24 protein-coding genes and 1 pseudogene are annotated in these 23716 nt (G+C 58.1%); 18 read left to right on the top strand and 7 right to left on the bottom strand.

Going from position 1 to position 23716, the window contains the following annotated elements; translation table 11 throughout:
• Positions 1 to 57 precede the first annotated feature (57 nt).
• Positions 58 to 1090 (top strand): annotated as a pseudogene (locus tag ACTG2U_RS10320) (ABC transporter ATP-binding protein).
• A 103-nt stretch (positions 1091 to 1193) separates the two neighbouring features.
• On the top strand, positions 1194 to 2099 hold the full coding sequence (locus tag ACTG2U_RS10315; protein WP_335812284.1) for a Dyp-type peroxidase: 906 nt from the start codon (positions 1194 to 1196) through the stop codon (positions 2097 to 2099).
• Positions 2100 to 2189: 90 nt separating this feature from the next.
• Here ACTG2U_RS10315 and argR read toward each other — a convergent pair whose 3' ends face one another.
• A complete protein-coding gene (gene argR / locus ACTG2U_RS10310) occupies positions 2190 to 2660 on the bottom strand; it encodes a transcriptional regulator ArgR (RefSeq protein WP_005340378.1) in 471 nt (156 codons plus the stop codon).
• 201 nt (positions 2661 to 2861) lie between these two features.
• Between argR and ACTG2U_RS10305 the strand changes: the two genes are divergently transcribed.
• The 6 genes from ACTG2U_RS10305 to ACTG2U_RS10280 all read left to right on the top strand — a co-directional run bounded on the left by ACTG2U_RS10305 (position 2862) and on the right by ACTG2U_RS10280 (position 7821).
• A complete protein-coding gene (locus ACTG2U_RS10305; RefSeq protein ID WP_005357971.1) occupies positions 2862 to 3602 on the top strand; it encodes an ATP-binding cassette domain-containing protein in 741 nt (246 codons plus the stop codon).
• Positions 3603 to 3626: 24 nt separating this feature from the next.
• Positions 3627 to 4364 (top strand): transporter substrate-binding domain-containing protein, encoded by a 738-nt coding sequence (locus ACTG2U_RS10300; protein ID WP_439974439.1) that lies wholly within the window; start codon positions 3627 to 3629, stop codon positions 4362 to 4364.
• Between the two features lie 3 nt (positions 4365 to 4367).
• A complete protein-coding gene (gene artQ / locus ACTG2U_RS10295; RefSeq protein WP_439974438.1) occupies positions 4368 to 5018 on the top strand; it encodes an arginine ABC transporter permease ArtQ in 651 nt (216 codons plus the stop codon).
• Between the two features lie 3 nt (positions 5019 to 5021).
• Complete coding sequence (gene artM / locus ACTG2U_RS10290) at positions 5022 to 5684, top strand: arginine ABC transporter permease ArtM (protein WP_005348902.1); 663 nt, start codon at positions 5022 to 5024, stop codon at positions 5682 to 5684.
• Positions 5685 to 5905: 221 nt separating this feature from the next.
• The gene (gene mdh / locus ACTG2U_RS10285; RefSeq protein WP_005340384.1) at positions 5906 to 6841 is read left to right on the top strand and encodes a malate dehydrogenase; all 936 of its coding nucleotides are present in this window, start codon (positions 5906 to 5908) and stop codon (positions 6839 to 6841) included.
• 395 nt (positions 6842 to 7236) lie between these two features.
• Positions 7237 to 7821, top strand: a complete 585-nt coding sequence (locus ACTG2U_RS10280) for a sel1 repeat family protein (protein WP_167570879.1) — start codon at positions 7237 to 7239, stop codon at positions 7819 to 7821.
• A gap of 99 nt (positions 7822 to 7920) precedes the next feature.
• Here ACTG2U_RS10280 and hmpA read toward each other — a convergent pair whose 3' ends face one another.
• Complete coding sequence (gene hmpA, locus ACTG2U_RS10275; protein WP_439974437.1) at positions 7921 to 9114, bottom strand: NO-inducible flavohemoprotein; 1194 nt, start codon at positions 9112 to 9114, stop codon at positions 7921 to 7923.
• A 111-nt stretch (positions 9115 to 9225) separates the two neighbouring features.
• Between hmpA and ACTG2U_RS10270 the strand changes: the two genes are divergently transcribed.
• A complete protein-coding gene (locus tag ACTG2U_RS10270) occupies positions 9226 to 9696 on the top strand; it encodes an Rrf2 family transcriptional regulator (protein WP_005340388.1) in 471 nt (156 codons plus the stop codon).
• 40 nt (positions 9697 to 9736) lie between these two features.
• Here ACTG2U_RS10270 and ACTG2U_RS10265 read toward each other — a convergent pair whose 3' ends face one another.
• Entirely contained in the window at positions 9737 to 11017 is a 1281-nt protein-coding gene (locus tag ACTG2U_RS10265; RefSeq protein ID WP_139441869.1) for an HlyC/CorC family transporter, read from the bottom strand.
• A gap of 42 nt (positions 11018 to 11059) precedes the next feature.
• The gene (locus ACTG2U_RS10260; RefSeq protein WP_005340390.1) at positions 11060 to 11848 is read right to left on the bottom strand and encodes a cytochrome C assembly family protein; all 789 of its coding nucleotides are present in this window, start codon (positions 11846 to 11848) and stop codon (positions 11060 to 11062) included.
• Positions 11849 to 12050: 202 nt separating this feature from the next.
• On the opposite strand from ACTG2U_RS10260, the gene ffh reads away from it, so the two are divergent.
• The 5 genes from ffh to rplS all read left to right on the top strand — a co-directional run bounded on the left by ffh (position 12051) and on the right by rplS (position 15563).
• Positions 12051 to 13427, top strand: coding sequence for a signal recognition particle protein (gene ffh / locus ACTG2U_RS10255; RefSeq protein WP_005357987.1), 1377 nt, complete (start codon positions 12051 to 12053; stop codon positions 13425 to 13427).
• A 177-nt stretch (positions 13428 to 13604) separates the two neighbouring features.
• On the top strand, positions 13605 to 13853 hold the full coding sequence (rpsP, locus tag ACTG2U_RS10250; RefSeq protein WP_005340392.1) for a 30S ribosomal protein S16: 249 nt from the start codon (positions 13605 to 13607) through the stop codon (positions 13851 to 13853).
• Positions 13854 to 13877: 24 nt separating this feature from the next.
• Complete coding sequence (rimM, locus tag ACTG2U_RS10245; protein WP_005340394.1) at positions 13878 to 14399, top strand: ribosome maturation factor RimM; 522 nt, start codon at positions 13878 to 13880, stop codon at positions 14397 to 14399.
• A 34-nt stretch (positions 14400 to 14433) separates the two neighbouring features.
• Positions 14434 to 15183, top strand: a complete 750-nt coding sequence (gene trmD, locus ACTG2U_RS10240) for a tRNA (guanosine(37)-N1)-methyltransferase TrmD (protein ID WP_005340400.1) — start codon at positions 14434 to 14436, stop codon at positions 15181 to 15183.
• A gap of 32 nt (positions 15184 to 15215) precedes the next feature.
• Positions 15216 to 15563, top strand: a complete 348-nt coding sequence (gene rplS, locus ACTG2U_RS10235) for a 50S ribosomal protein L19 (RefSeq protein WP_005313505.1) — start codon at positions 15216 to 15218, stop codon at positions 15561 to 15563.
• 108 nt (positions 15564 to 15671) lie between these two features.
• On the opposite strand, the gene ACTG2U_RS10230 is transcribed toward rplS, so the two are convergent.
• On the bottom strand, positions 15672 to 15995 hold the full coding sequence (locus tag ACTG2U_RS10230; protein WP_005348910.1) for an isoamylase early set domain-containing protein: 324 nt from the start codon (positions 15993 to 15995) through the stop codon (positions 15672 to 15674).
• 80 nt (positions 15996 to 16075) lie between these two features.
• Entirely contained in the window at positions 16076 to 16750 is a 675-nt protein-coding gene (gene mutH, locus ACTG2U_RS10225; protein ID WP_429011790.1) for a DNA mismatch repair endonuclease MutH, read from the bottom strand.
• A 733-nt stretch (positions 16751 to 17483) separates the two neighbouring features.
• Here mutH and rppH point away from each other — a divergent pair.
• The 4 genes from rppH to thyA all read left to right on the top strand — a co-directional run bounded on the left by rppH (position 17484) and on the right by thyA (position 21991).
• Positions 17484 to 18011 (top strand): RNA pyrophosphohydrolase, encoded by a 528-nt coding sequence (gene rppH / locus ACTG2U_RS10220; protein ID WP_005340421.1) that lies wholly within the window; start codon positions 17484 to 17486, stop codon positions 18009 to 18011.
• A gap of 14 nt (positions 18012 to 18025) precedes the next feature.
• Positions 18026 to 20305, top strand: coding sequence for a phosphoenolpyruvate--protein phosphotransferase (ptsP, locus tag ACTG2U_RS10215; protein WP_136502298.1), 2280 nt, complete (start codon positions 18026 to 18028; stop codon positions 20303 to 20305).
• Positions 20306 to 20372: 67 nt separating this feature from the next.
• Positions 20373 to 21197, top strand: a complete 825-nt coding sequence (gene lgt, locus ACTG2U_RS10210; RefSeq protein WP_058057980.1) for a prolipoprotein diacylglyceryl transferase — start codon at positions 20373 to 20375, stop codon at positions 21195 to 21197.
• Entirely contained in the window at positions 21197 to 21991 is a 795-nt protein-coding gene (gene thyA / locus ACTG2U_RS10205; RefSeq protein WP_019445582.1) for a thymidylate synthase, read from the top strand. Before lgt ends, thyA begins: the two co-directional genes overlap by 1 nt.
• Before the next feature lie 188 nt (positions 21992 to 22179).
• Here the strand turns inward: thyA and rlmD are convergent, their stop codons facing one another.
• A complete protein-coding gene (rlmD, locus tag ACTG2U_RS10200) occupies positions 22180 to 23532 on the bottom strand; it encodes a 23S rRNA (uracil(1939)-C(5))-methyltransferase RlmD (protein ID WP_429011792.1) in 1353 nt (450 codons plus the stop codon).
• Positions 23533 to 23716: the final 184 nt, after the last annotated feature.

Genomic DNA, 23716 nt, shown 5'->3' with positions numbered 1-23716 from the left:
CATGCGGTGCGCTGAACCAAAAGGCTGCGCGCCGCCAGAAACGAGAGGAAGTCAGCCTTGTCCTGTTTGCAGGTTGAAAATGTCAGCTGCCGTTACAACGGTCGCAATGTGCTGGAGCAGCTCTCCCTGACGGTGGCAGACAACGAGATCGTCTGCCTGCTGGGAGCCAGTGGCTGCGGCAAAACCACGTTGCTCAAGGCCATCGCAGGGCTGCTGCCGTTGGCAGAGGGCTCTATTCGCCTCGGCGATACCCTGCTCGACGGGCCGGGTGCCAGCGTGCCGCCCGAGGCGCGCAACATCGGCATGATCTTTCAGGATTACGCCCTCTTTCCCCACCTGACGGTGGCCGACAACGTCGGTTTCGGGCTGACCAAACTCGACCGCAGTGCCCGCCAGCAGCAGGTGGACGAAGCGCTTGCGCTGGTCAATCTGCAGGGGCTGGGGTCGTTATCCTCACCAGCTCTCCGGCGGCCAGCAGCAGCGGGTAGCCATCGCCCGGGCGCTGGTGTGCAAGCCACGGCTGATGCTGCTGGATGAGCCCTTCTCCAACATCGATACCCAGGTGCGGATGAAGTTGATCCTCGAGATCCGCGCCCTGCTCAAGCAGCAGGGGATCGGCGCCATCTTCGTCAGCCACAGCAAGGAGGAGGCGTTCGCCTTCGCCGATCGGCTGGCGCTGTTTCGCGCCGGTCACATCGAGCAGGTGGGCCAGCCTGAGCAGCTCTATCGCCGCCCGCAAAACCGCTTCGTGGCGGAGTTTCTCGGCGGGGTCAACTATCTGGCTGCCGAGGTGGTGGACAGCCACTGCGTGCAGACGGCGCTCGGGGTCATCTGTGGCAGCGAGCCCCATGGCCGGGTGGTGGGCGAGCAGTTGCAGCTGATGCTCAGACCCCAGCAACTGCTGCTGGAGAGCGCCGCAGATGGGGAGCTCAAGGTGGTGGAGCAGCAGTTCCTCGGCCACCACTGCCGGGTGCTGTTCGAGTGTGGCGATCTGCAGCTGGAGGCGAGCATTGGCGAGCCCCTTGATGGGATGAGGGCACGGATCAAGGTCGCCCCCCATGGGCTGGTGTTGTTTGACCCTTTGACCTGAACGCGTGATATCGTCGTGAAATCAAAGAACTGGATCCACTCTGGTTTATAATCGCGCAACGCAAATAGCCCGTAACGCTAACGCCTATTCAGGGGAGAGATATATGAAAGCCCAAGCTGGGATCTGCGCAGAGCCGAATCTGCACGCCCTCTATCTGATGTTCAATCGTACCGGCGATGCCGCCGAACTGGTCGGCCGTCTGGCCAAACTGCCCGCCCTGTGGCAGGCGGTCGCCGCCGATTTCCCCGAGGCCGGTTTCAGCGGTCTGGTTGCCGTTGGCGCCGATGCCTGGGATGGTCTCTACCCTGCCGCCCGTCCGCCCCAGTTCCGCAGCTTTATGGCGCAATCCGCCAACGGTCAGGAAGCCCCCAACACCCCGTTTGATCTCTTTATTCAGCTGCGTGCCGATCGGGTGGATGTGCTGCACCACGCCGGTCACCGCGTGATGGCGCTGCTGGCCGGGCTGGTCGAGCTGGCCGAAGAGGTGCGCGGTTTCCGCAACCTGGATTTCCGTGACCTGACCGGTTTCGTTGATGGCACCGAGAACCCGCAGGATGAACACCGTGCCGAAGTGGCGCTGCTGGCCGATGGCGAGTTTGCCGGTGGTTCCTACATTCATGTCCAGCGCTGGGTCCACGCCATGAGCGACTGGGAGAAGCTGGCGCAAAAAGAGCAGGAAGACATTATCGGTCGCACCAAGCCCGACAACATCGAGTATGAGTCTGCCGCCAAGCCGTTGACCGCCCACATCAAGCGGGTCAACCTCAAGACGCCGAAAGGGGAGTCCATGGAGATCCTGCGCCAGAGCATGCCCTGGGGCACCATGACCGAGCAGGGGCTCTACTTCATCTCCTGCTGCCGCACTCCGCAGCACTTCAACGCCATGTTGGCCAGCATGTACAAGGGGGAGGGCAGCCACTTCGACCACCTGCTGCGCTTCACCAAGGCGGTGACCGGCGCCGCTTTCTTCGCCCCATCGGAGGGTTTTCTGATGGCGCAGGGCAAATAAGCCCGCCTAACGAAGCTGCAGAAAACAAAAATCCCGGCCTTGGCCGGGATTTTTCGTTCTGGCGTGACCGCGATGACGCGGTAGCGGCCATTACGGCGTCTGTTCGAACAGCTCGAGGGCGGAGAGGTAGAGCTCTTCGATATCGGTATCGCTGGTCGGGGTGATGAAGATGGTGTCATCACCGGCGATGGTGCCGAGGATCCCCTCTGCCTTGCCGAGGGAGTCGAGCAGGCGGGCGATCAGCTGGGCTGCGCCCGGGCTGGTGTGGATCACCACCAGTGCGCCGTTGTGATCGACGTCCAGTACCAGATTCTTGAGCGGGCTGGAGGTGGTGGGCACGCCCAGTTCCACCGGCAGGCAGTAGACCATCTCCATCTTGGCATTGCGAGTGCGAACGGCGCCGAAGCGGCTCAGCATGCGCGATACCTTGGACTGGTTGATGTTCTCGAAGCCCAGCTCTTGCAGGGCGGTGACGATTTCTGCCTGGGAGCCAAAGCGCTCTTCTTTCAGCAAGGCTTTAAAGGCCTTGGCCAGTTTTTCTTGCTTGTCGTTGTGTTTCATCTTGGTCTCACGAATGAGGAGGTGTGGCGGCCTGTGCGATACAGGCGGCAGATACGAACAGCGGGGCCATTTTGCATTCATATGCCGTTTTTTGCAAGGAAGCGGCGCTTGTTCTGCATATTGATTCAAAAATGGCTTGCATCAACCTTTATTAGGGATAGAATTGGGATGAAATTTTGAAAACTTATTCAATTGGGCTGTATGGGTATTGAATTAATAGGTATCGAGAAGTCCTGGCACAAGGTGCCGGTTCTGCAACAGGTCAGCTTTCGGACATCTCCCGGTGAAACCTTGGTGTTGCTGGGCCCGAGCGGTGCTGGCAAGAGTTCCCTGCTACGGATGATGAACCTGCTGGATACCCCGGATGCGGGTGTTCTGCGGATTGGTGAAAGTGAATTTTCTTTCCCGAACTCCCTCTCTGCTGCCGAATTCAACCGCCAGTCCCAACTGCTGCGTCGCAAGGTGGGCATGGTGTTCCAGCAGTACAATCTCTGGCCACATCTCACTGTGATGGAGAATCTGATTGAAGCGCCGGTCAAGGTGCTCGGCATGAGCAAGGAGGCCGCCATCGAGAAGGGGGCCTATCTGCTGGCCCAGCTGCAACTGGCCGACAAGCGCGATGCCTGGCCTGCCCGTCTCTCCGGCGGCCAGCAGCAGCGGGTGGCCATTGCCCGTACCCTGATGATGGACCCGGAAGTGCTGCTGTTTGACGAGCCGACAGCTGCCCTCGATCCCGAGATCACCAAGGAGGTGGCCGAGATCATCCGCAACCTGAGCCAGACCGGCATTACCCAGGTGGTGGTGACCCACGAGGTCGACTTTGCCCGCAAGGTGGCCAGCCAGGTGATTTATCTGGAGAAGGGGCGGATCATCGAATCCGGCACCGCTGCCATTTTCCAATCCCCGCAAACCAGCCGGTTTGCCGAATTCTTGATGCATTGATATTGAATCGATAAGGAAGCTGTCATGAAAAAGAGTCTGTTGTTGGTTGCTGCCATGGGCCTGTTGAGTACCTCCGTCATGGCCAAAGAGATCAAGTTCGCCACCGAGGCCACCTACGCACCGTTCGAATACCTGAATGACAAGAACGAGTTTCAGGGTTTTGACATCGATCTGGCGCGCGCCATCTGCGAGCAGGCCAAGCTGGAGTGCAGCTTCCACAACCAGGCCTTTGACAGCCTGATCCCCAGCCTGAAATTCCGTCGCTACGATGCCGCCATCGCCGCCATGGACGTTACCCCGGAGCGCTCCGCTCAGGTCGATTTCTCTGACATCTATTACGAGAACTCGGCAGTATTCGTCGCCAAGAAAGGGGCCTTCAAGGGGCCGGAAGAGATGGTCGACAAGACAGTCGGTGTGCAGAACGGTACCTCTCACCAGTCCTATCTGGTGGATAACTGGGTGAGCAAGGGCCTGCTGACCGTGCCGTACGCCAGCTACCAGAGCGCCTTCCTCGACATGATGAATGGCCGTACCGACGGTGTCTTTGCCGATACCGCCGTTGCTGCCGACTGGCTGAAGCAGCACAAGGAGTATGCGGTGGTGGGTGCGCCGGTGACGGATGCCAAGTACTTCGGTACCGGCTTTGGCATCGCGGTCGCCAAGGGCAATCAGGAGCTGCTGACCCAGCTGAACAAGGGGCTGGCCGAGATCAAGGCCAACGGCACCTATCAGAAAATCTTCGACAAATACTTCGCGCAGTAAGCCATGTTGAGCCTGTTGTTGGATGCAGCCTGGATGACCCTCGGGCTGGCCCTGGCATCACTGGTCGGGGGCATGGTATTGGCACTGGCGTTCAGTGCCGCCGAGCTCAGCAAGCAGCGTGCATTGGTGTGGCCGGTGGCCACCCTGACCACGCTGATCCGTGGCCTGCCCGAGTTGCTGGTGGTGCTGTTCATCTACTTCGGCTCGACCCAGGTGTTGTTCCTCCTCACTGGCGAGTATGTGGAGTTCAGCCCGTTTGCCTGTGGCGTGCTGGCGCTCTCCCTGCTGTTCGCCAGCTATGCGACCCAGACCCTGCGGGCGGCGCTCAATACGGTGCCTTCAGGTCAACGGCTGGCGGCGCTGGCGTTGGGGTTGAGCAAGAGCCACATCTTCTTTCGCATCGTGTTGCCGCAGGCGTGGCGTCATGCCCTGCCGGGCCTCGGCAACCAGTGGCTGGTGTTGCTGAAAGATACCGCGCTGGTGTCGCTTATCGGGGTCAACGAGATGATGCGTCAGGCCCAGATGGCCTCGGCCAGTACCTATGAGCCTTTCACCTGGTATGCCGCCGCGGCCCTCATCTATCTGGCCATCAGTCTGGTGAGTGAATATGGCCTCGGGCTGGCAGCCCGCTACACCCGCCGCTACGGAGGCTAACTGATGCAAGAGTATCTCGTTACGTTGCTGGGCGGTCTGGTCACCACGCTGGAGCTGACCCTGTTCAGCCTGCTGCTGGGGATTGTGTTGGCAGCCCTGATGACCTGGGTGCTGGAGCTGCGCTTGCCGGTGGCGACCCAGCTGGTGCAGCTGTGGGTGCTGCTCTTTACCGGTACGCCGCTGCTTATCCAGATCTTCCTCATCTACTACGGGCCGGGTCAGTTCGAGTGGCTGAAAGCCAGCCCGCTCTGGCCGCTGCTCAAGCAGCCCTGGTTCTGCGCCGTGCTGGCGCTGGGTCTCAACACGGCGGCCTACTCCACTCGGTTGTTCAAGGGGGCGCTCGATGCCATCCCGGCTGGTGAGGTGGAGGCGTGTCGTGCACTTGGTTTTAATGGCCGCCAGACCTTGTGGATGAAGGTGCGCCACGCCGCCCGTCATCTGGTGCCTGCCTACTCCAACGAGGTGATTCTGGTGCTCAAGGGGAGCTCCCTCGCCAGTACCATCACCATCATGGACATCATGGGGCTGGCGCAGGGGTTGAACGCCCAGACCTACGATACCTTGGCTGTGTTCGGGGTGGCTGGTGGGCTTTATCTGGCGATGAACGGATTGTTAACAATTGGTTTTCGCTGGTGTGAAAAACGGGCGCTGGCATTCCAATCCTGAGACCCTCAGATCTACCTCTTTATGGTAGGGAGAAGTGCAGAAAAACTGTGCTTCTCCTCCAACTTTTTGTATTTCCCTCCAATTTTTGCTCCCGCATGTTTCGTGGCTCACAGAACCCGTGACTGCAACTGTTATCAGATTGTTTTTTATGGGGGGATCCATTAAGGTTGGGCGCACAACAACAAACAACCTTAAACCTACGCTTAAACATGGAGTTGATCATGAAAGTTGCCGTTCTGGGTGCCGCTGGTGGCATCGGTCAAGCCCTCGCTCTGCTGTTGAAAAACCGTCTGCCGGCTGGCTCCGAGCTGAGCCTGTATGACATCGCCCCGGTTACCCCGGGTGTGGCCGTTGACCTCAGTCATATTCCTACCGACGTCGCCATCAAGGGCTTCTGCGGTGAAGATCCGACTCCTGCGCTGGTTGGGGCCGATGTGGTGCTGATCTCCGCCGGTGTGGCACGCAAGCCGGGGATGGATCGCTCCGACCTGTTCAATATCAACGCCGGTATCGTCAAGAATCTGGTCGAGAAGTGCGCGGCCACTTGCCCGAAAGCACTGATTGGCATCATCACCAACCCGGTCAACACCACTGTGGCTATCGCCGCCGAAGTGCTGAAGAAAGCCGGTGTCTATGACAAGCGTCGCCTGTTCGGTGTCACCACCCTGGACGTGATCCGCGCCGAGACCTTCGTGGCCGCTGCCAAAGGGTTGAACATCGACAAGGTACGCGTCAACGTGATCGGTGGTCACAGTGGCGTCACCATTCTGCCGCTGCTCTCCCAGATTGAAGGCGCCTCCTTCACTGCTGAAGAAGTGGCTGCCATGACCAAGCGCATCCAGAATGCCGGTACCGAAGTGGTTGAAGCCAAGGCCGGTGGCGGTTCTGCGACCCTCTCCATGGGTCAGGCGGCTTGCCGTTTCGGTCTCTCCCTCATCAAGGGTCTGCAGGGCGAAGCCAACGTTGTTGAGTGCGCCTACGTGGAAGGCAACGGCGAGCACGCCACCTTCTTCGCGCAGCCGGTACTGCTGGGCAAGAACGGCGTCGAAACCGTACTGGATTACGGCAAGCTGAGCGCCTTCGAGCAGGAAGCGATGGAAGGCATGCTGGCTACCCTGAAAGCCGATATCCAGCTGGGTGTCGATTTCGTCAAGTAAGCGGGTCAACCGTGCCAACAAGGGAGCTTCGGCTCCCTTTTGTATTGATGAGATCCGACCGGCAGGCTAAGGGGATGGGGGTTGGTGCCGATAACAGAGTGCAGCAGGAGATCCTTATGATGAAACCCCTTACCCTTCTCGTTCTTGTCGGTGCATTCACCGCGCCCCTCTATGGTGCCGAGGCGGTATCGGCTGCCGTATCGAGCGATGCGCCTGCAGCCAGTGTATCGGCACCGACAGCAAGCAGTGCTGCGGTGGCAACGGCGCCTGTCTCTGCTGCTACGCCAGCGCCCTCTGAGGCAGCCCCCGTCTTGCTTCCGGCCGAGCCGGTCACACCCGTTGCCAGCAGTGGCGAGGGGGCCGCGCCGCAGCCAAAACCGGCTGAGCCTGCCGCTGTGGTGGCGCCTCCCGCACCTCTGGCCGCTGGCGAGCTGCAGGCGGTGCCGCTCTATCGTCAGGACGAGCTGCTCAACTGGATTGAGCAGGGGCACCACCTCACTCAGGTGAAGCAGGATCGCTGTCAGCTGACTCAGGATATCGAAGCGCGCGCCTCGGTGATGAAGATCCCGGCCTATCAATTCCTCTGGGGGGATATGCTGGCGTGGGGTGTCTGCACCAAATCCAATGCCGAGCTCGGGGTGCAATATATGTGGGAGGCGGCAAATCAGGGGTTGGCGCCGGCGCTGGAGCAGCTGGGTCGCTACTACTGGAAAGGAACTTTGGTGCAGAAGGATTTGGTGCGAGCCGAAACTCTGATGCGCGAGGCGGCCAGCCTCGGTTTTCTGCGGGCCCGCATCGAGTGGGTCGAAATGCTGCTGCAGGGGATGGGCAGTCCGCTCGATTATGAGGATGCCTATCGCTGGCTCCATGGTTCCGTCATCGGTGACAAGGCGCAGCACCAGAAGGCGGCGAGTCTGCTCAACCGCCTTGGCAACCGGATGCCGGCCAACGTGGTGGCCCGCGCCAAGGCGATGCACTGATCCAAAAAAATGACCCACAGATCTGCACCTGTGGGTCCGGTTCCAGCCGCCGTGCCATGACAGGCCGGAACCTCCCTCTGTTATATGGCTGCCTGCGCCTTAGAGATCTTGGTGGGGGCCAAAAACTTCGTAATGGAGCTGCCCCGCTGGCACCCCAGCCGCCAGCAGCTGCCGCTTGATCTCCTGCATGAAGCCGACAGGGCCACAGAAGTAGTAGTGGGCCTCTGGCGTGATGCGCTCCTTCACGGTAGTCAGATCCATGGTGCCGGCCAGGTCGTAATCTTCACCCTGTACATCGCTGGCTTCCGGCTCCCTATACCAGACCCGGCTCAGCAAGTTGGGATGCTGGCGGGATTTTTGCTGAATATCCTCCCGGAAGGCGTGTACAGCGCCCTGTTCGCAGGCGTGCAGCCAGGTGACATCAGCCTGATGGCCGTTCGCCAGCAGCTGGTTGAGCATGCTCATCATCGGTGTCACGCCGACACCGGCTGAGAGCAGTACCACCGGGGTCTGGCTGTCGGCTTTCAAGTAGAAATCGCCGGTAGGGGGCATCACCTCGATCTTGTCACCCGCCTGCAGGTGATCGTGCAGTAGGTTGGAGACCTGACCCTGTGGCTCACGCTTGACGCTAATGCGGTAATCCTGCCCGTTGGGGGCATCGGAGAGGGAGTATTGGCGGATCTCCTGATATTCCAGCTCGGGGTGAACCAGCTTGATGCTGAGGTATTGGCCCGGTTTGAAGGTCAGTACCGGCTTGCCATCTTCCGGCGCCAGCAGGAAGGAGGTGATGAGTTCGCTCTCGGCTCGCTTCTCCTTGATGATGAAGGTGCGGGTACCTTGCCAGCCGCCATCCTGATTGGCCTTCTCCTGATAGATCTCTCGCTCGCGGCCGATGAAGATGTCTGCCAGCACGCCATACGCCTTGCCCCATGCCTCCAGCACCTCGTCGGTGACCGAACTTCCGCCCAATTCTTTGAGCGTGGCCAAGAGATGACTACCTACAATGTGATATTGTTCCGGCTGGATCAGGAATCCGGTATGTTTGTGCGCAATCCGCTCGACCGCACCGGCGAGCGCTCCCAGATTGTCGATATTCTTTGCATACGCGGCGACAGCATTGAACAGGGCCAGCGGCTGGCCGCCACTGCGTTGATGGGCCAGGTTGAAGATATCTTTCAGCTCCGGGTTATGGCTGAACATCCGTTGGTAGAAGTGCTGGGTGAGGGCAGGGCCTGCCGATTCGAGCAGCGGAATAGTGCTTTTGATGACGGCAACGGTGGTTTGATCTAGCATAGGGGCCTCGTTCTAATTGAACATATAAAATGCCATTTAATAAGTGGCATCCTAGATGTTTATTTGATTTGAATCAATACTCCACTTTTCGCATCGCGCTAATCAGGTTTTATGAGACTAACCAGTTATACAGATTTTGGATTGAGAGCCCTGCTCTATCTTGCCACCCTGCCGGAAGGGGAGTTGTCGAGCGTTGCCAAGGTATCGGCCCTGTATGGCGTTTCCCGCAACCACATGGTGAAGGTGGTCAATCAGCTGGTGAAGCTGGGCTATCTGCAATCCCAGCGGGGCAAGAATGGCGGTATTCGTATGGCTTGCGATCCCGCCACCATCAATATCGGGCAGGTGATCAGGGCGCTGGAAGGCAATCTGGACGGCATTGACTGCGGTTCGCCCGCTTGCCACATCGTCTCTGTCTGTTTGCTCAAGAGTGCGCTAAAAGAGGCGATGGATGCGTTTCTGGCGGTGATGGACAGCTATACGCTGCAAGACCTGCTGGCCAACCGTGACGAGCTGCAACGGGTGTTCGGCGAGTTGATCCCGACGCTGGTGCTGGAGCCGGATGATGAAGATGAGCAATGACGATAAGCAATAGAAAAGGGCTGCCACTGGCAGCCCTTTTTCAATCTTGCGGATCCGACTCCGCTCGGTACGATGCCGGCATAATCCGCGCCATCTTGACCATGTTGTTCTCCACATCGAGGATCTCGATAGGATAACCGGCCAGCCGGATCCCGATGTTGGGCTGGGGGATCTCTTCCAGATATTCGAGGATCAGACCGTTGAGGGTACGCGGGCCGTCGATGGGCAGGTGCCAGTTCATCTCCTTGTTCAGCTCACGAATATTGGCTGAGCCTTCGACCAGATAAGAACCATCTGACTGGGGGTGGATCTCGTCGCTCGGCGCAGGCGTCATGGAGGTGGTGAAGTCGCCCACGATCTCTTCCAGAATATCGTCCAGGGTGATCAACCCCTGAATGTCGCCGTATTCGTCGACGATCAGGCCAATTCGCTCCTTGTTGCGCTGGAATTTGGCCAGCTGCACGTTGAGCGGCGTTCCTTCCGGAATGAAGTAGATCTCGTCCACTTCCCGCAACAGACTCGATTTGTTGAACTGGTCCCTGGCTACCAGCCGCAGGGCATCGCGAGCGTGTAAAAATCCGACAACGTCGTCGATATTGTCGCGATAGAGCAGGATCTTGGTGTGAGCGCAGTGGGCCAGCTGACGCTGGATGCTCTTCCAGTCATCGTTGATGTCGATGGCGTAGATATCGCTGCGCGGCACCATGATGTCCTCGACCAGCATCTTGTCGAGATCCAGAATGCTCAGCAGCATCTCCTGATGACGCTGGGGGATCAGGTTACCCGCCTCATTGACGATGGTGCGCAGCTCCTCGGTGTTGAGGGAGTCATCCTTGTTGGGGTTGATCTTCAGCATCTTGAGCAGGCCGCTGGTGATGCCGTTGATCAGCCAGACCAGCGGTGAGAGCGGCACCATCAGCCCCTTGAGGATCCAGGAGGCGGGATAGGCGATCTTCTCCGGGAACATGGCTGCCAGGGTCTTTGGCGTCACTTCACCGAATACCAGTACCACCAGGGTCAGGCCGAAGGTGGCGATGGCGACCCCGAGATCACCAAACAGCCGGATACAGACGATGGTGGCGATGGCGGAGGCGAGGATATTGACCAGATTGTTGCCGATCAGGATCAGCCCCAGCAGGCGATCGGGGCGGGCGAGCAGTTGCTCGACGCGACGTGCGGCTTTGTGTTTGGTCTGTGCCAGATGCCGCAGTTTGTAGCGGTTGATGGACATCAGGCCGGTTTCGGCACTGGAGAAAAAGGCGGAAAGAAGGATCAAGATAACGAGAACAATCAGTAATGTACTCGTTGAGATGCTGTCCAAAAAGGGCTCCTGTTGGATGGTATGGCTAAAAGAGTATAGGTGTCAGCTCAACAGCACTTCTTTGACGAAGCGGCTGCCAAAGTAGGCAAGAGTCAGGATGAAGCTGCCAATCAGACTGAGCGTGATGACTTTGCGGCCGCGCCAGCCATAGGTGTGATGACCCCACAGCAGCAACACGTAAACACACCATGCCAGGATGGAGAGCACTGCCTTGTGAGACTTGCCCTGGGCGAACATATCTTCGAGGAAGAAGAGGCCGGAGGCGATGGAGAGTGTCAGTAGCAGCACCCCTGCAGAGATCAACTGAAACAGTCGTTTCTCCACCGTCATCAGCGGCGGCATGGCTGGCAGGTTGCTGATTTTTCGAGATTTAAGCTGCTTGTCCAAACATGCGAGCTGCAGCGCAAACAGACAGGCGATCATCAATACCGAGTAGGCCATCAGGGCGAGGCCGATGTGCAGCAACAGCTGGGGGTGGGCCTCCAGATGGGTTATGTAGCGACCCGGGATCAAGGCGCTGGCAGCCAGCAACAGGGCCGAGAAGCTGTAGACCACCGGCAGCAGGATCCAGCCGTTGAAGCGGCGGGTCACGCAGGTCATGAAGCAACTGATGATGAGGCTGACCAGCGAGGCAACGTTGAGCATGCTCAGGTTCTGGCCGTAACTCTGCAATACCTCTGAACCGAGGGCGCTGGCGTGGGCGATCAGGGCCAATCCGATACAGGCAAACAGGGAGCGCTGTCCCACCGGCTTGGCGCTCAGTAACAGATGCAGGGAGGCGATGATGGCCAGCAGATAAAACGCCAGGGCCAGAACAGAGATTACGATCATAACCAGGTCGTTGTTGCACAAGCTTTTGAGGGTAAGAGGGGCAGTATACCTTGCACGAGAAGTGCTCGCCAGTTGTGCAACGGCCGATCTGCCCATATATAGGGAGAAGGTCCCTGCTGCTGCGGTGCGGTGAATAATCGTCCTCGCGCCCGCTCTGGGTTATAATGCCCCCTATTTATTACGCCAAGAACCGGAATCCGTCATGTTTGAGAATTTGACTGAACGACTCTCGCGCACCTTGCGCAATGTCAGTGGCCGTGGTCGCCTGACCGAAGACAATATCAAGGAAACCCTGCGTGAAGTCCGCATGGCGCTGCTCGAGGCGGATGTCGCCCTGCCGGTCGTGCGTGATTTCGTGGCGCGTGTCAAAGAGCGCGCAGTCGGGCAGGAAGTGGCCAAATCCCTGAGCCCGGGCCAGGCATTCATCAAGATTGTGCACGGTGAACTGGTCACCGTAATGGGTGAGGCCAACGAACAGCTCAACCTGGCTGCCCAGCCGCCCGCCATCATCCTGATGGCCGGTCTGCAGGGTGCCGGTAAGACCACTACAGTTGGCAAACTGGCCAAGCTGCTCAAAGAGCGCAGCAAGAAGAAGGTGCTGGTAGTCAGTGCCGACGTCTATCGTCCGGCGGCGATCAAACAGCTGGAAACCTTGGCCAATGACATCGGTGTCGACTTCTTCCCAAGCGATGCCAGCCAGAAGCCGGTCGATATCGCCACCGCCGCCATCGATCAGGCGCGCAAGAAATTCTATGACGTGGTGATCGTCGATACTGCCGGTCGTCTGCACGTTGATAGCGAGATGATGGCCGAGATCCAGGATCTGCATGCCACCATCAAGCCGGTCGAGACCCTGTTTGTGGTGGATGCCATGACCGGTCAGGATGCCGCCAACACCGCCAAGGCGTTTAACGAAGCGCTGCCGCTCACCGGTGTGATCCTCACCAAGGCGGACGGCGATGCCCGTGGTGGTGCTGCACTGTCGGTGCGCCACATCACCGGCAAGCCGGTCAAGTTTATCGGTATGGGCGAAAAAACCGATGCGCTGGAGCCGTTCCACCCGGATCGTCTTGCCTCCCGTATCCTCGGTATGGGCGATGTGCTCTCTCTGATCGAGGAAGTCGAGCGCAACGTCGATAAAGAGAAAGCGGCCAAGCTGGCTAGCAAGGTCAAGAGCGGCAAGGGTTTCGATCTGGAAGATTTCCGCGAGCAGTTGGCCCAGATGCGCAACATGGGCGGCATGATGGGGATGCTCGACAAGCTGCCCGGCATGTCCGGTCTGCCGGATAACGTGAAAGATCAGATGGATGACAAGCTCACCGTGCGGATGGAGGCGATCATCAGCTCCATGACGCCGAAGGAGCGCGCCCATCCCGATCTCATCAAGGGTTCCCGCAAACGCCGTATCGCCGCAGGCTCCGGCATGCAGGTGCAGGACGTGAACAAGCTGCTCAAGCAGTTCACCGAGATGCAGCGCATGATGAAGAAAATGTCCGGCAAGGGCGGTATGCGCAAGATGATGAGCCAGATGAAGAACATGATGCCCCCCGGTTTCGGTGGCGGTCGCGGCCCGTTCTGATCCGGCCTGCGTGTTGATGGGGGTCTGCAGTTGCAGGCCCCTTTTCATTGCCGCTCTGCGCAAAAAATGGCTGGCTTGGTTGCAATTATTACGAATCCAAGTAGAATTACGCGGCTTATTTTAAGCTAGGGTCCGCGTGTTTGCGGGCCTTGTTCATTAGATGTTAATGAGGACGATATGGTAACCATTCGTTTACAACGTGGTGGCGCGAAAAAGCGTCCGTTCTACCAGGTAGTAGTTTCTGACAGCCGTTGCGCCCGTGACGGTCGCTTCATCGAGCGCGTTGGTTTCTTCAACCCGGTTGCTGCTGGTCAAGCTGAAAAGCTGAACCTGGACCTGGCTCGTATCGAGCATTGGGTTGCTACTGGTGCCGCTGTTTCTGACCGCGTTGCCAAGCTGATCAAAGACGCTAAAAAAGCTGCTTAATCAGCCCAACGGTAAGGAGTTAAGGTGGAAAAACCTGTAGTTCTGGGCACCCTGGGTACCGTTTATGGCATCAAGGGCTGGCTTAAAGTGAACTCCTTCACCGATGTTGCCGAAGCGATTTTCGATTACAACCCCTGGCTGATTAATCAGAACGGGGCGTGGCGTGAAATTCGGGTTTCATCCTGGAAACGTCACAACAAGGGTCTGATCTGCAAACTCGATGGTATCGATGTGCGCGAAGATGCCCTGGCATTGACCAATGTCGAGATTGGCGTACCCGCCGATCTGTTGCCTGCGTTGCCTGAAGGTGAGTTCTACTGGCGTGACCTGATTGGTTGCTCCGTGGTGACCACCAAGGGATACGACCTGGGCAAGGTGACCGAATTGATGGAAACCGGCTCCAACGATGTGTTGGTGGTTGAGGCCAATGTAAAAGATGCCTTTGGTGCAAAGGAGCGGTTGATTCCGTTCCTGGAAGAGCAGGTGATCAAGAACATTGATCTGACTGCTCGAACAATCGAAGTTGATTGGGATCCTGGTTTCTAGTTTCCCGCGCTAACACGGGTGCCGGAGGTTTCTTATGTGGATTGGGGTCATTAGCCTCTTCCCTGAAATGTTCCGAGCCATTACCGAGCACGGGGTAACGGGTCGGGCCGTCAAGAGTGGCCTGCTGCAGATTGAGTGCTGGAACCCCCGGGAGTTTACTCACGACAAACACCGTACGGTCGATGATCGTCCTTATGGTGGTGGGCCCGGCATGTTAATGATGGTTCAGCCGCTGCGTGACGCGATTCATGCAGCCAAGCAAGCGGCAGGAGACGGGGCGAAAGTCATCTATCTCTCTCCTCAGGGACGCAAGCTGACTCAAGCGGGCGTAACCGAGTTGGCGACGAATCAGAAACTGATTCTGGTAGCCGGTCGATACGAAGGTATCGATGAACGCGTGATACAAACCGAAGTCGACGAAGAGTGGTCTATCGGGGATTACGTGTTAAGTGGTGGCGAGTTGCCTGCCATGACCCTGATCGATGCGGTTTCGCGTCTGGTTCCAGGAGTCTTGGGTGATCAGGCCAGTGCCGAGCAGGACTCCTTTACGGATGGCTTGCTGGATCATCCCCACTATACTCGGCCAGAGGTGTTGGATGGATTGGCGGTGCCCGAGGCGCTTACAAGCGGCAATCACGAAGTGATTCGACGCTGGCGTCTCAAGCAGTCGCTCGGACGAACCTGGCAAAGAAGGCCGGAACTTATTAACAACCTAGCTCTGACTGACGAGCAAGAATCACTTCTTGCCGAGTATGTCCGCGAAGTGCGTGACAGCGTTAAGTAGAGTTTTCAGTTTATCCTAGGTAAGGAAAGACAATGAGCAAGATTATTCAGCAGCTTGAACAAGAGCAACTGCGTACCGACATCCCGGCTTTTGCCCAGGGCGACACTGTACGTGTTCAAGTTCGTGTTAAAGAAGGTGGTAAAGAGCGTCTGCAGGCTTTCGAAGGCATCGTTATTGCCAAGCGTAACCGCGGTCTGCACTCTGCTTTCACCGTTCGCAAGATCTCCAACGGCGAAGGTGTTGAGCGTGTATTCCAGACTCACTCTCCGCTGATCCACAGTGTAGAACTGAAGCGTCGTGGTGATGTTCGCCGCGCCAAACTGTACTACCTGCGCAACCTGTCCGGCAAAGCTGCTCGTATCAAAGAGAAGCTCAACTAATTCGATTCGAATTGGTGTCGGTATGTCGGCAAATAGCTCGACAGGTAGTGAAAAGGCTCGCCAATGGCGAGCCTTTTTTGTATCCGTCTATTGGCTCTCTGGTTGCCGTTACTGGATGACCCGTACCACCGAGTTGTCGCGCCCGAAAGGGCCTGGCACATAGTCATCCGCTGCCCAGTCATTCTCGTAGAGGGTTTCCCCTGCCGGAGTGATGAGCTGGTAGCAATATTCAAAGTACCCCGGGCCGTCGGTCGGCAGATTGAGGGTGGCTTTGAACTCGCCGCTCTTCATGCGTTTCAGCTCGACCGGTTGCCACTGGGTGAACTCGCCGATCAGCATCACCTGTTCCGCCCCTGCAGCCGCCTCTTTCTCTACGGCAAAGGTCACCTTGACCTCGGGCTTGGACTTCAAAAACTGTTTGATCAGTGGCATGACGCCTCCTTGTCTGTGAGTTAAAAATGGCTCCTGTCTATTTTTATACCACCATATGACAAAGATGTTGATAAGGCAGATCAAGTCGGCAAGGCAAAATAGCGTTGCAGCAAACTGTGGGTAAAGTCGATCTTGAGATAGAAGCCGCGGGGCAGGGTCATGATGGGTTGACCATCGCGGCCGATGGCGCGAGTCAGCACCTTGTTGTTGGCCGCCTTGGGCCGCAGTTGCATCACCTGGCCGTGGCGGGCGCTGATCTGCTCCACTTCTCCCAGCACTATCATGTCCATCAGCTCCTCCCAGTCCTGACGCAGTAGTCGATCTTCCTCTTCATTCGGGCTCCACATCAGCGGCATGCCGACTCGCCGCTCGCCAACCGGGATCTCGCGGCTGCCTTCCACCGGGATCCAGAGCACCCGGGATAGCTTGTTGCGCACGTTGGACTCCTCCCAGCGCTGGCCGCTGACGCCGATCAGCGGGGCAACGCAGACGAAGGTGGTCTCCAGCGGTTTGCCTTGAGGATCCACGGGGATCGTCTTGAGTTCGATCCCCAGTTCCGGGAAGTCCTGCTCCGGCTTGCTCCCGGCGCTGGCCCCCAGTTGCAGCTCGATCAACTGACCGACCCACCCCTTGTCACGGCGCAGGTCTTTGGGCACTGCGACACCAGCCTCGGCAGCCAGCTGCGCCAGCGTGAAGCCAGCCATGGCATAGGCACGGCTCAATAACTCCTGCTCGGATTGGGGATTGCTTGGCATAGTTGGCTCCATCTTGCTCGCCATATTCTAACAGGGGAGGATCCCGAGAAGGATCGCTGTTTTTATAACCGATCCTGAGTGGGTAAGATCAAATGCAGAGAATTTGGGTGCTGTCAGTTCATCATTATGATTTTAAAGGATTTTGTCTGTTTTATCGAGAAGTAAGCCAGGTCTGGTTTGACCTCTAAATAGTTGTCCAAGGGTTTGTGCATGATGTTACACACAGTTATCCACAGAAATCTTGGATAAGTGGATGAAAGTGGGTGGAGTCGCTGATATGTTACAAAAAAATGTGAATGCCACCCCATTTTTACAGGGTAAACGGGGTAGATATTGTGCCACTCCTGTGGATAATTTCGCCGTGGTGGATCTTTGAGCAGTTGAACTTGTTCACAATCCGGATCATGGATCTGGCTCTTGGGGGGACATGGATCTAGATCCAGTTGTTTTGCCTCAAGCTTATAAAAAATAATGGTTTTTTATATTTTATGTCGCGTGGTAATACGGAGAGGCACTTTTCGCGTACAGTTAAAAAGTACTGTATATACCCGTTTGCTAACAGCTTTATGCACAGCCTGGGTGGGCAACTTGGGGGCGCGGATCCTTGGATTTGTTTATAAGTATGTTTGAAATCGAAAGTTATTCATGAAACAGGGGATTCACTCCTTGTTTGCTGCCACGGAGTGAATGTGGAACAATCTCCTTATAGATTCAGCCTTTATAAGGTGATCACGTGATTGATGGCGACGGATTTCGTCCCAATGTCGGTATCGTGATCTGTAACCGTGAAGGACAAGTGTTGTGGGCTAAACGCTATGGGCAGCACTCCTGGCAGTTTCCGCAGGGGGGAGTTGATGATGGTGAAACGCCAGAGCAGGCCATGTATCGAGAGCTTTATGAGGAGATTGGCCTCAAGCCCGAAGATGTGACCATCATGGCCACCAGTCGTAACTGGCTAAAGTACCGTTTACCCAAACGTCTTGTCCGCTGGGACAGTTCACCGGTCTGTATTGGCCAAAAACAAAAATGGTTCCTGTTACAGCTGAATTCGGGCAAGGAGTCGCGGATCCAGTTCGGCTGTCATGGCCATCCCGAATTTGACGACTGGCGTTGGGTCAGCTTCTGGTACCCCGTGCGTCAGGTCGTTTCGTTCAAGCGGGAGGTTTACCGCCGGGTCATGAAAGAGTTTGCCCCGCTGGCGATGCCGGTGCCGGCAGTGCAGGTCAACAAGAAGGATGGGCGGCGCAACCGCGCCCGTTAAGGAGCACAGATTAGTTGTTAACGGAACTGAGACGTATCGTCGAGAGCATGGCCGAGGCCAATACCCTCGAGCAGGCCTTGCAAGCATTGGTGAGCCAGACCCGGCACGCCATGGCAGTGGACTGCTGCTCCGTCTATGTCTCGGAACCCGAGGTGCGCCGCTATCGCCTGGCGGCTACCGACGGCTTGGCCCCGTCCGCGGTTGGCAAGGTGACCCTGCCCTACGAGCAGGGCATCGTTGGTCTGGTGGGTCAGCGGGAAGAGCTGATCAACCTGGCCGATGCACCCGCGCACCCCAGTTTCAAATTCCTGCCCGATGTTGCCGAAGAGGCGTTCCGCTCCTTCCTCGGCGCTCCCATCATGCATCAGCGTCAGGTGGTCGGCATTCTGGTGGTGCAGCAGAAGGAGAGCCGCCGCTTCGATGAGGGGGAAGAGTCCTTCATGGTCACCCTGGCGGCCCAGCTGGCGGCGCGGATTGCCCAGGCGCAGGCCAAGGGGTGGTTGCAGAAGACCGACTGGAGCAAGCCGCTGCGCGGTATTGCCGGTGCCAGCGGCATTGCCATGGCCAAGGCCTGGGTGTGGCGGCCCCGCAAGGCGCTCGCGTCCATTACCCCGCGCAAGGATGAAGACCATGCCAGCCAGCTGGCGCGGCTGGAGCTGGCGGTTGAGGAAGTGCGTCACGACTTGGAGAGTCTGGCGCTGCGTTTTCGCGAGAGCTACAGCCAGGATTCGGTGGCGATCTTCGATATCTACCTCCATCTACTGAACGATCCCGGTTATATCAAGCCGATCCGCAACAAGGTGAGCAAGGAGCACTGGACTGCAGTCTCTGCAGTCAAGCTTATCAGCGATCGCCTGATCGAGCAGTTCAAGGGGATGAAGGATCCCTACCTGCAGGAGCGCTCCACCGACGTGAAGGATATTGCCCAGCGGCTGATCAGCCGACTGGTGCAGAATGAACCGGAACATATCTCCATCGGTGAGCCGGTGGTGCTGGTGGCCGATGAGGTGACCGCCACCATTCTGGCAGAAGTGCCCCGCGAGTATCTGACCGGGGTGGTATCGCTCAAGGGGGGGACCAACTCCCACGCGGCCATTCTGGCCCGCGCCATGGGGGTCGCCGCCATCATGGGGGTCGATCTGCCCCTCGGCGACATCGGCGGTCGCATGCTGGTGGTCGATGGCTACAGCGGCGATCTCTTCATCGAGCCCAATCAGGTGATCCTGACCGAGTATCGTCAGCTGCTGAGCGAAGAGCGGGCGCTCGATACCTTGGTGCGCAGCGTCGATAACCTGCCATCCGAGACGGCCGACGGCACCAAGGTCTCCCTGCTGCTCAACGCCGGTCTCAGCGCCGATACCGAGATCTCCCTCAATCAGCTGGCGGACGGGGTGGGCCTCTATCGCACCGAGATCCCCTTTATGCTGCAGGAGAGCTTCCCCTCCGAGTGGGAGCAGACTGCCCGCTATCGCGGCATTCTGGAGACCTACCGCAACCGGCCGGTCTGCATGCGGACGCTGGATGTGGGCGGCGACAAGCCGCTACCCTATTTCCCCATCGTCGAGGAAAATCCCTTCCTTGGCTGGCGGGGGATCCGGATTACGCTGGATCACCCCGAACTGTTTCTGGTGCAGCTCAAGGCGATGCTGCGGGCCAGTGAAGGGCTGGACAATCTGGCCATCATGCTGCCGATGATCAGCAGCGTCAGCGAAATCAAAGCCTCCCGTCGTCTGCTGGATCAGGCGTGGCGAGAGGTGTCGGAAGAGGCGGCGAGCCGCGATGCGGTGATCCGCTACCCCAGCCTCGGGGTGATGATCGAGGTGCCCTCAGCCCTCTTTATCTTGCCGGAGATGGCGCCGCTCATCGATTTCTGGTCGGTGGGCAGTAATGACCTGACCCAGTACCTGCTGGCAGTGGATCGCAACAACTCCCGGGTTGCTAACATCTACGATGCCTTCCATCCAGCGGTGATCCGCGCCCTGCAACAGCTGGTTGACGCCTCCCACCGCTACCAGAAGCCGGTGTCGGTGTGTGGCGAGCTGGCCGGTGATCCGGTTGGTGTACTGTTGCTGCTTGCCATGGGCTATCGCCGCTTCAGTATGAACACCCACAATATCGCCCGGATCAAGTACGTGCTGCGTCAATCCACCCTGAGCGAGTTGACCGAACTGATGGCCGATGGCCTCAAACATGACAACCCCCACGTACTGCGCGGCCTGTTTGCCCGCTATCTGGAGGAGCATGGTTTGGGCGGTTTGCTTCGAGCCGGTCATAAATCGAAACAGAGTGATTGATAATCATGCCTTGTCCCTGCTGACGAATGATCGGAAAATGCGGCTTTTATTTTGACTGGGGCCGCATATGCAGCACGATGGATATTGGGTTTTCTCGCAGATTGATCCCGTAGCATTCAGTTTGGGACCACTATCGGTACGCTGGTATGGTCTCATGTACCTGTTCGGTTTCGCTTTTGCCATGTGGCTTGCTGGCCGTCGCGCCGATGCACCGAACAGCGGCTGGACCCGCAACGAGGTATCGGATCTGCTGTTTTACGGTTTCCTCGGGGTGATCCTCGGTGGCCGTGTCGGTTACGTGCTGTTCTACAACTTCGATCTCTTCCTCGCGGATCCCACCTACCTGTTCAAGATCTGGACCGGCGGCATGTCGTTCCACGGTGGTCTGATCGGGGTAATCACCGCGATGATCTGGTTTGCCCACAAGACCAAGCGCCACTTCTTCACCGTGGCCGACTTTGTGGCACCGCTCATTCCGTTTGGTCTCGGCGTCGGCCGGATCGGCAACTTCCTCAACGGCGAGCTGTGGGGCCGGGTCACCGATGTGCCCTGGGCCATCATCTTCCCGGAGGCCGGCCCCGAGCCGCGTCATCCCTCCCAGCTCTACCAGTTCGCCCTGGAAGGGGTGGTGCTGTTCATCATCCTCAACCTGTTCTGGCGCAAGAGTCCGCCGCGCGGCGCCATCTCCGGCATGTTCCTGCTGTTCTACGGCCTGTTCCGCTTCCTGGTGGAGTTTGTGCGCCAGCCGGACAGCCAGCTCGGTCTCTACTTCCAGGAGATCAGCATGGGCCAGATCCTCTCCACCCCGATGATTATCGCCGGTGCCCTGATGATCTGGGCCGCCTACAAGCGTCCGCAGTTGTTCGGTAATGCCGTGAAGGAGGCGAAATAATGCGAGCTTATCTCGACCTGATGCAGAAAATCCTCGATGAGGGGACCGTCAAGTCTGACCGTACCGGCACCGGTACTGTCTCCCTGTTCGGCCATCAGATGCGCTTCAATCTGGCGGAGGGGTTCCCGCTGGTGACCACCAAGAAGTGCCACCTGCGCTCCATCATTCACGAGCTGCTCTGGTTCCTCAATGGGGATACCAATACCGCTTATCTGAAGGAAAATGGCGTCAGCATCTGGGATGAGTGGGCCGACGAGAATGGCGATCTGGGGCCGGTTTACGGCGCGCAGTGGCGCTCCTGGCCTGCGGCCGACGGCTCTGTCATCGACCAGATTCAGAAGGCGGTGGATGACATCAAGCACAACCCTGATTCGCGCCGCATCATCGTATCCGCCTGGAACGTGGGCGAGCTGGACAAGATGGCACTGGCTCCCTGCCATGCCTTCTTCCAGTTCTATGTGGCGGACGGCAAGCTCTCCTGCCAGCTCTACCAGCGCAGCTGTGATGTCTTCCTCGGCCTGCCGTTCAACATCGCCAGCTACGCCCTGCTGACCCACATGATGGCCCAGCAGTGCGATCTGGAAGTGGGTGACTTCGTCTGGACTGGCGGTGATGTGCACCTCTACTCCAACCACATGGAGCAGACTGCGCTGCAGCTCTCCCGCGAGCCGCGCCCGCTGCCGACCCTGGTGATCAAGCGCAAACCTGACTCCATCTTCGATTACAAGTTCGAGGATTTCGAGATCGAGGGTTATGATCCTCATCCCGGCATCAAGGCGCCCGTCGCCATCTGATAACAAGGCGCCTCAGGGTGCCTGATACTATTAATATGCGGTGCGGTAAGGTTGCCAAAATAGACATGCAGTTATTGGTGACTGTGCGATAAGACACTTGTTGCGACTCATCTAACCTCTGGGGTATTGCCCATAAAAAAACGACGCCAGTTGGCGTCGTTTTTTTATGGGCAAGAGTCGGGGGAGACTTATGTCTTGGCAGGTAGGCTCAGGCGGGCAACCGCTTCCACATGCATGGAGTGCGGGAACATATCGACCGGCTGCACTTCGTCCAGCACGAAGCCCTGCCTGACCAGCCAGGCGAGGTCGCGGGCCAGGGTCTGCGGGTTGCAGGAGACATAGACCAGACGGCGGGGCGCCATGGCGACCAGGGTCTGCAATACGGCCTTGTCACAGCCTTTGCGGGGCGGATCCATCACCACCACGTCAGCGGTCACGCCCTGGGCGTGTAGCTCGGGCATCAGCTGCTCGGCCTTGCCAACGTGGAATTCGGTGTGCTCGATACCGTTGAGGGCGGCGTTGCGACGGGCATCGCTGATGGCGCTCTCCACCGACTCGATCCCGACGACCTTGGCGGCCTTGCCAGCCAGGAACAGGGAGATGGTGCCGATACCGCAATAGATGTCGAACACCGTCTCGTTGCCGGTCAGCTCGGCATACTCGAGGGCGCTGGAGTAGAGCACATCGGTCTGGGTCGGGTTGTTCTGGAAAAAGGAGAGCGGCGAGATCTCGAACTCGAGTTCGTGGATCTTGTCGCGGATCACCCCTTCGCCGAGCAGCACCCGGTTGGTCGCGCCCAGAATGCGGTTGGTGCGCTCGTTGTTGATGTTCTGCACCAGAGTAGTAACCGGCAGATCGCTCAGAGCTGCCAACAGTTCGGCTTCGAACGGCAGCTCCTCGCCCAGGGTCACCAGCACCACCATCAGCTCGCCGCTCTTGAAGCCCTTACGGGTCATCAGGTTGCGCACGCAGCCGCTGTGGTTCACTTCGTCATAGGCGGCGATGTCGTGCTCGCGCATCCAGTTGCGCACCCGGGCGTTCAGCTCCACGTGCAGCGGATCCTGCACCGCACAGTCATCGGCGGTGATGAGATCATGAGAGTGCTTGCGATAAAAACCGATCTCGGCACCGGCGTCACAGCCACGCACCGCATATTGCGCCTTGTTGCGATAGGCGAACGGGCTTTCCATGCCAAGGATATCCTTGACCGGAGTGTCACCCAGCCCGGCCTGCTCCAGTGCGCTCTGCACCAGTGCCTGCTTGAGCTTGAGCTGGGCCGGATAGGCCAGCGGACGTACCTGACAGCCACCACACTCGGTGTTGGGGCAGAAATCGGCAACCCGATCGGCAGAGGGCTGGAGCAGCTCGGCAACCTTGCCGTGCAGATAGTTCGGCTTGACCTCGGTCAGCTCCACCAGCGCCTGCTCACCGGGCAGCAGACCTTCGACAAACAGGGGGCGATCGAACAGGCGTCCTTTGCCATCTCCTTTGTCGGTCAGTTCCAGGATCTCGATCTGGTGTTGATGTCCCACTAACGGCATGAGCGGCTCCAAAAGTACTAAAAATGGGGGTGATGGACGCGGAAAAGCCATGCCCATCGAGAAAAGGTGGCAGAGTTTAGCGGAGAACCGGCCAAATTGCAGGCATAAAAAGCCTGCTTGTTACAATGGTCATTGTCCCAGGCTATCTGCCGGGCGTTGCCACCTTTCGGGTTGCGGCAAATTT

It is taken from the genome of Aeromonas sp. 95A, from assembly GCF_051919235.1.
GTDB lineage: Bacteria > Pseudomonadota > Gammaproteobacteria > Enterobacterales > Aeromonadaceae > Aeromonas > Aeromonas veronii.
Note: the sequence above shows the minus strand (reverse complement) of the source record. Positions and strands in the feature narration are given on the sequence as shown.

Coding starts and splice junctions, on each gene's coding strand:
- ACTG2U_RS10315 (WP_335812284.1), top strand. CDS start 1,194: ATGAAAGCCCAAGCTGGGATCTGCGCAGAGCCGAATCTGCACGCCCTC.
- argR (WP_005340378.1), bottom strand. CDS start 2,660: ATGAAACACAACGACAAGCAAGAAAAACTGGCCAAGGCCTTTAAAGCC.
- ACTG2U_RS10305 (WP_005357971.1), top strand. CDS start 2,862: ATGGGTATTGAATTAATAGGTATCGAGAAGTCCTGGCACAAGGTGCCG.
- ACTG2U_RS10300 (WP_439974439.1), top strand. CDS start 3,627: ATGAAAAAGAGTCTGTTGTTGGTTGCTGCCATGGGCCTGTTGAGTACC.
- artQ (WP_439974438.1), top strand. CDS start 4,368: ATGTTGAGCCTGTTGTTGGATGCAGCCTGGATGACCCTCGGGCTGGCC.
- artM (WP_005348902.1), top strand. CDS start 5,022: ATGCAAGAGTATCTCGTTACGTTGCTGGGCGGTCTGGTCACCACGCTG.
- mdh (WP_005340384.1), top strand. CDS start 5,906: ATGAAAGTTGCCGTTCTGGGTGCCGCTGGTGGCATCGGTCAAGCCCTC.
- hmpA (WP_439974437.1), bottom strand. CDS start 9,114: ATGCTAGATCAAACCACCGTTGCCGTCATCAAAAGCACTATTCCGCTG.
- ACTG2U_RS10270 (WP_005340388.1), top strand. CDS start 9,226: ATGAGACTAACCAGTTATACAGATTTTGGATTGAGAGCCCTGCTCTAT.
- ACTG2U_RS10260 (WP_005340390.1), bottom strand. CDS start 11,848: ATGATCGTAATCTCTGTTCTGGCCCTGGCGTTTTATCTGCTGGCCATC.
- ffh (WP_005357987.1), top strand. CDS start 12,051: ATGTTTGAGAATTTGACTGAACGACTCTCGCGCACCTTGCGCAATGTC.
- rpsP (WP_005340392.1), top strand. CDS start 13,605: ATGGTAACCATTCGTTTACAACGTGGTGGCGCGAAAAAGCGTCCGTTC.
- trmD (WP_005340400.1), top strand. CDS start 14,434: ATGTGGATTGGGGTCATTAGCCTCTTCCCTGAAATGTTCCGAGCCATT.
- rplS (WP_005313505.1), top strand. CDS start 15,216: ATGAGCAAGATTATTCAGCAGCTTGAACAAGAGCAACTGCGTACCGAC.
- ACTG2U_RS10230 (WP_005348910.1), bottom strand. CDS start 15,995: ATGCCACTGATCAAACAGTTTTTGAAGTCCAAGCCCGAGGTCAAGGTG.
- mutH (WP_429011790.1), bottom strand. CDS start 16,750: ATGCCAAGCAATCCCCAATCCGAGCAGGAGTTATTGAGCCGTGCCTAT.
- lgt (WP_058057980.1), top strand. CDS start 20,373: ATGCAGCACGATGGATATTGGGTTTTCTCGCAGATTGATCCCGTAGCA.
- thyA (WP_019445582.1), top strand. CDS start 21,197: ATGCGAGCTTATCTCGACCTGATGCAGAAAATCCTCGATGAGGGGACC.
- rlmD (WP_429011792.1), bottom strand. CDS start 23,532: ATGCCGTTAGTGGGACATCAACACCAGATCGAGATCCTGGAACTGACC.